Annotated in this window: 4 protein-coding genes; 2 read left to right on the top strand and 2 right to left on the bottom strand. The window is 73.0% G+C overall.

Features of this window, described 5'->3' with window-relative positions:
- The coding region (locus tag ACFU99_RS35135; RefSeq protein ID WP_384400100.1) for an anion permease at positions 1 to 856 on the bottom strand (856 nt) is incomplete at its 3' end.
- A gap of 170 nt (positions 857 to 1026) precedes the next feature.
- Positions 1027 to 1773 (bottom strand): lysozyme, encoded by a 747-nt coding sequence (locus ACFU99_RS35130; protein ID WP_384400097.1) that lies wholly within the window; start codon positions 1771 to 1773, stop codon positions 1027 to 1029.
- A gap of 308 nt (positions 1774 to 2081) precedes the next feature.
- Between ACFU99_RS35130 and ACFU99_RS35125 the strand changes: the two genes are divergently transcribed.
- Together ACFU99_RS35125 and ACFU99_RS35120 are read left to right on the top strand one after the other, a co-directional pair.
- Positions 2082 to 2735, top strand: coding sequence for a class II aldolase/adducin family protein (locus ACFU99_RS35125; RefSeq protein ID WP_384400094.1), 654 nt, complete (start codon positions 2082 to 2084; stop codon positions 2733 to 2735).
- Between the two features lie 142 nt (positions 2736 to 2877).
- A complete protein-coding gene (locus ACFU99_RS35120; RefSeq protein ID WP_384400091.1) occupies positions 2878 to 4008 on the top strand; it encodes an alpha/beta hydrolase in 1131 nt (376 codons plus the stop codon).
- Positions 4009 to 4240: the final 232 nt, after the last annotated feature.

Genomic DNA, 4240 nt, shown 5'->3' with positions numbered 1-4240 from the left:
AGCCGGAGCAGACCTGGGTGGTGGAGAGCGCGAAGCCGAGGTGCGAGGAGGAGAGGATGACGGCCGCCGCGCCGGTCTGGGCGGCGAAGCCCTGCGGCGGCTGGATGTCGGTGATGCCCTTGCCCATGGTGCGGATGATCCGCCAGCCGCCCAGGTACGTGCCGAGCGCGATGGCGAGGCCGGCCGAGACGATGACCCACAGCGGCGGGTCGGAGTGCGGGGCGACGACGCCGCCGGTGACCAGCGCGAGGGTGATCACGCCCATGGTCTTCTGCGCGTCGTTGGTGCCGTGGGCGAGGGAGACCAGGGCGGCGGAGGCGATCTGGCCCGCGCGGTACCCCTTGGCGGTGTCCCGCTCGTCGCGGCCTCGGGCGAGGCGGTACGTCAGCCGGGTCGCGAGGAGCGCGGCGAGGCCCGCGACGAAGGGGGCGGCCACTGCCGGGATGACGACCTTCATGATGACGGCGTCGCCGTTGACCCCGCCGGTGCCCACCGAGACCAGGGTCGCGCCGATCAGGCCGCCGAAGAGGGCGTGCGAGGAGCTGGAGGGGAGCCCGGCCAGCCAGGTCAGCAGGTTCCAGACGATCGCGCCGACCAGCCCCGCGAAGATCACTTCGGGCCTGATGCCCGCGCTCTCGTCGATGATCCCGCCGGAGATGGTCTTGGCCACCTCGACGGAGAGGAACGCGCCGACGAGGTTCAGCGCCGCGGACATCGCCACCGCGATACGGGGGCTCAGGGCGCCGGTGGAGATGGTGGTGGCCATGGCGTTGGCCGTGTCGTGGAAGCCGTTCGTAAAGTCGAACACCAAGGCCGTGACGATCACGATCCCGATGAGAAGCGTGATGTGTTCCATTCACCCAGGCAATCAGTTTGATGGGCAGTGACGCGGCGAACCTAAAGAGCCTTGATGAACGGAAGGTGAACTGGGTCGGGCGTGGTGGTGACGCCGACCGGAGTGGCGCGGCGCCCGGTGTCGGGGGAGTCGCGCCACGGCGGTGCGGGGCATGGGCTATGGCCGGTGGATCAACCGGAGGCGAGCCGCCGCAGCCCCTTCATCGTGCCGTTGAACACGTCCTGGTCGCCGGGGAGCACGCCGCGGTTCGCGTGCTGCCAGAAGGTCGCGAACGACCAGCCGGCGGGCATCGGCCCCGGCGAGCCGTGCCAGCTCGCCAGCCACAGCGGATGGTTCGCCCCGAAGGCCCGGCTGCCGCCCGTACAGCTGTTCCACCAGCGGGCGGTCGTGTAGATCACCGGATGGCGGCCCGTACGCCGCCGCACCTCGCCGCTGAAGGACGAGATCCAGCGGACCATCTCCGTGCGGTTCAGCCCGTAGCACTTCCTCTTGCCGTACGGATTCCCCTCGATGTCCAGCGCGGGCGGCAGCGTCCAGCCGTCCGCCCGCCACCCGCCGCCGTGCCGCAGGAAGTACGCGGCCTGCGCGCGGCCCGAGGACTGGCTGGGCACCCCGAAGTGGTACGCGCCGCGCAGCAGCCCGGCCTGCCGCGAGCCGTTGTACTGCTGCGTGAAGTACGGATTGCGGTAGTTCGTGGCTTCCGTGGCCTTCACATAGACGAAGCTCGCGCCGCCGGCGCGGACCGCCGGCCAGCTGACGTTCTTCTGGTGCGAGGACACGTCGTGGCCGTGCGGCCTGGTCGCGGCGGCGGCCGGGGTGCTCTCGGCGAGGACGGCGGCCCCGAGAGCGAGCGCGGCGGCGGAGGCGGAGGCGGCGATCAGCCTGCCCCGCCGCGGCGGATGGTTGTCATGGTCCATGATTCCCCCCAGAAGGCGGAGTGCATGACAAATCCCCGCAAGGTTAGTGGATGTCATGACCAACACCGTCGATCACCAGCCAATCACAGTAAGTCGCTTATCAGGCCCTATATAGCGGATTCCGGACGCCCGGAGTCCGCGCTACAGTGCCGCCCGCCGCCGCGCCCCCCTTGACGCCATCCCTTTGGAGTCCTCCGGCCGCCCGCGCCCGCACCACACCCCACGGGCGGCGCACCGCCCGTACCATCGCGCGACGGAAGCGGACCCCGGCGCACGGAATCCAAGGAACCCAGCGGAGGCGAAGACTCATGACGGACCGTACGAAGGTGGAACAGACCTGGGCCGCCGTGGTGGCCACCGCCCGCAGGACGGTCGCCGACGGGCTCGTCGTCGGCACCTCGGGCAACGTCTCCGCCCGCGCCGGCGACCTGATCCTCGTCACCCCCAGCGGTGTCCCCTACGACAGGCTCGGTGTTGACGACGCCGTCGCCGTCGACCTCGACGGCCGCCAGGTGCTCGGCGAGCTCGTCCCCACCAGCGAGCTCCCCATGCACCTCGCGCTCTACCGCGAAACACCCGCCGCGGCCGTCGTCCACACCCACGCCGAACACGCCACCGCCGTCTCCACGCTCGTTCCCGAGCTGCCGCTGATCCACTACATGGCCGCCGCGCTCGGCGGACCCGTCCGCGTGGCCCCCTACGCCCTCTACGGCACCCAGGAGTTGGCCGAGAACATGCTCAGCGCCCTCCACGGCCGCACCGGCTGCCTCCTCCAGAACCACGGCACCGTCACCTACGGCGACGCCCTCGACCAGGCCTACGACCGCACCGCCCAGCTCGACTGGATGTGCCGCGTCTGGCTCACCGCCAGCGCCCTGCCGGGCCGTACCCCCACCCTTCTGACCGCCGAACAGCTCCAGCAGGTGACGGAGAAGCTGCGGGGCTACGGACAGGGGAACTGAGAGCCGAGCCGTACGCGCTCGGCCCGGGCCGAAGCGCCGCGGCGGGTTCCGGCGCGTTCCGGCCCCGGCCCGGCGGCCCCCGCGTCACCCGCCCGCGCCCGCCCACTGGCCGGGCCGCCCGCACGCGCCCACACTGAGGAGGATGCGCCTGCGTACAGCGGCGGCCGCGGCCGTCACCACCGTGCTCGGTGCCGGGGCCGCCGCCGTGGCGGCCGGCCGGTACGCCAGCGATGCTGCCCTCAAACCCGTGCCGGGCCGCCCCCTGCCGGGCGAGCCGCAGCTCACCGTGCACGCCATCGCGGCCGGCCAGATCACCCTGAGCCGTGCCCTCGCCTCGCTGCGCCCCGGCACGTACGGACTCACCGGCCCCGGCGTCCACGCCGTCGTCGGACCCGTCATCGAGGGCGCACCGGCCCCCGCCGCCTGCGTCGTCCGCCGCCTCGAACGCGTCGTCCACGGAAGACTCGAACCCGGCCTGCGCCTGCGGTTCACCCCCCAGGTGCACGTCGGCGACCCGCGCGACGCGCTCGGCCTCGACCACGCCGACGTAGAAGTGCCCGGCGAACTCGGCACGCTGCCCGCCTGGTTCGTGCCCGGCGCGCGGGACATCTGGGTCATCACCGCCCACGGCCTCGGCACCACCCGCGAACACCCCATGGTCGTCATGCCGTTCCTGCACGGCCAGCAGCTGCCCGTACTCGACCTCGCCTACCGCGGCGACCCCGGCGCGCCCCGCCAGCCGGACGGCATCGGCCGCCTCGGCGACACCGAATGGCGCGACCTGGACGCCGCGATCCGCTTCGCCGTGCGCTACGGCGCCCGCGGCGTCGTCCTGCACGGCTTCTCCACCGGCGCCACCATGGCGCTGCGCGCCGCCACCGGCTCCGCGCTGCGCCACCGCGTCAGCGGCGTCGTCCTGGACTCCCCGGTGCTCGACTGGCAGGCCACGCTGCGCGCCACGGCCGCCGCCCGGCACACCCCCGCCGCCCTGCTGCCGCTGGCCGTACGCGCCGCCCAGGGCCGTACGGGCCTGCTCACCGGCGACCGCACGGACGCCGCCGCCGAGGCCGCGCGCCTGGACGTGCCGACCCTGATCGTGCACGGCCCGGACGACACCCTCGCCCCCTGGGACGCCTCCCGCGAACTGGCCGCCGCGCGACCCGAACTGATCACGCTTCACACCGTTCCGCACGCGCCGCACGCCGCGATGTGGAACGCTGATCCGCAGGGCTACGAAGAAGCCCTGCGGCGCTTCATGACACCGCTCATGTAGCGCCCCGGACACCGTCGCGCACCGCGGCGAAGATCCCCATCGGGCATTCCGATTGGGTTTTCGGAGCGTCAACGGCAAGACTGCTCCTGTGACGTCCCGTACTCCGCGCGACTCCCGGCTCCGACTCGTCCCCCAAGCGCCGATCGCCGCAGCCCGCCGGGCCGTGGCGAACCGCGGCTCCCGCCCGGCGCCCCGCCCACCAGCGGGCATGCCGCCACCGGCCGAGCTGGCC

Source organism: Streptomyces sp. NPDC057654 (assembly GCF_042800135.1).
GTDB lineage: Bacteria > Actinomycetota > Actinomycetes > Streptomycetales > Streptomycetaceae > Streptomyces.
This window is presented reverse-complemented; position numbering and strand designations above follow the sequence as displayed.

Bases quoted from the DNA above. Each gene is read 5' to 3' on its own strand.
- ACFU99_RS35125 (WP_384400094.1), top strand. From the start codon at position 2,082: ATGACGGACCGTACGAAGGTGGAACAGACCTGGGCCGCCGTGGTGGCC.
- ACFU99_RS35120 (WP_384400091.1), top strand. From the start codon at position 2,878: ATGCGCCTGCGTACAGCGGCGGCCGCGGCCGTCACCACCGTGCTCGGT.
- ACFU99_RS35130 (WP_384400097.1), bottom strand. From the start codon at position 1,773: ATGGACCATGACAACCATCCGCCGCGGCGGGGCAGGCTGATCGCCGCC.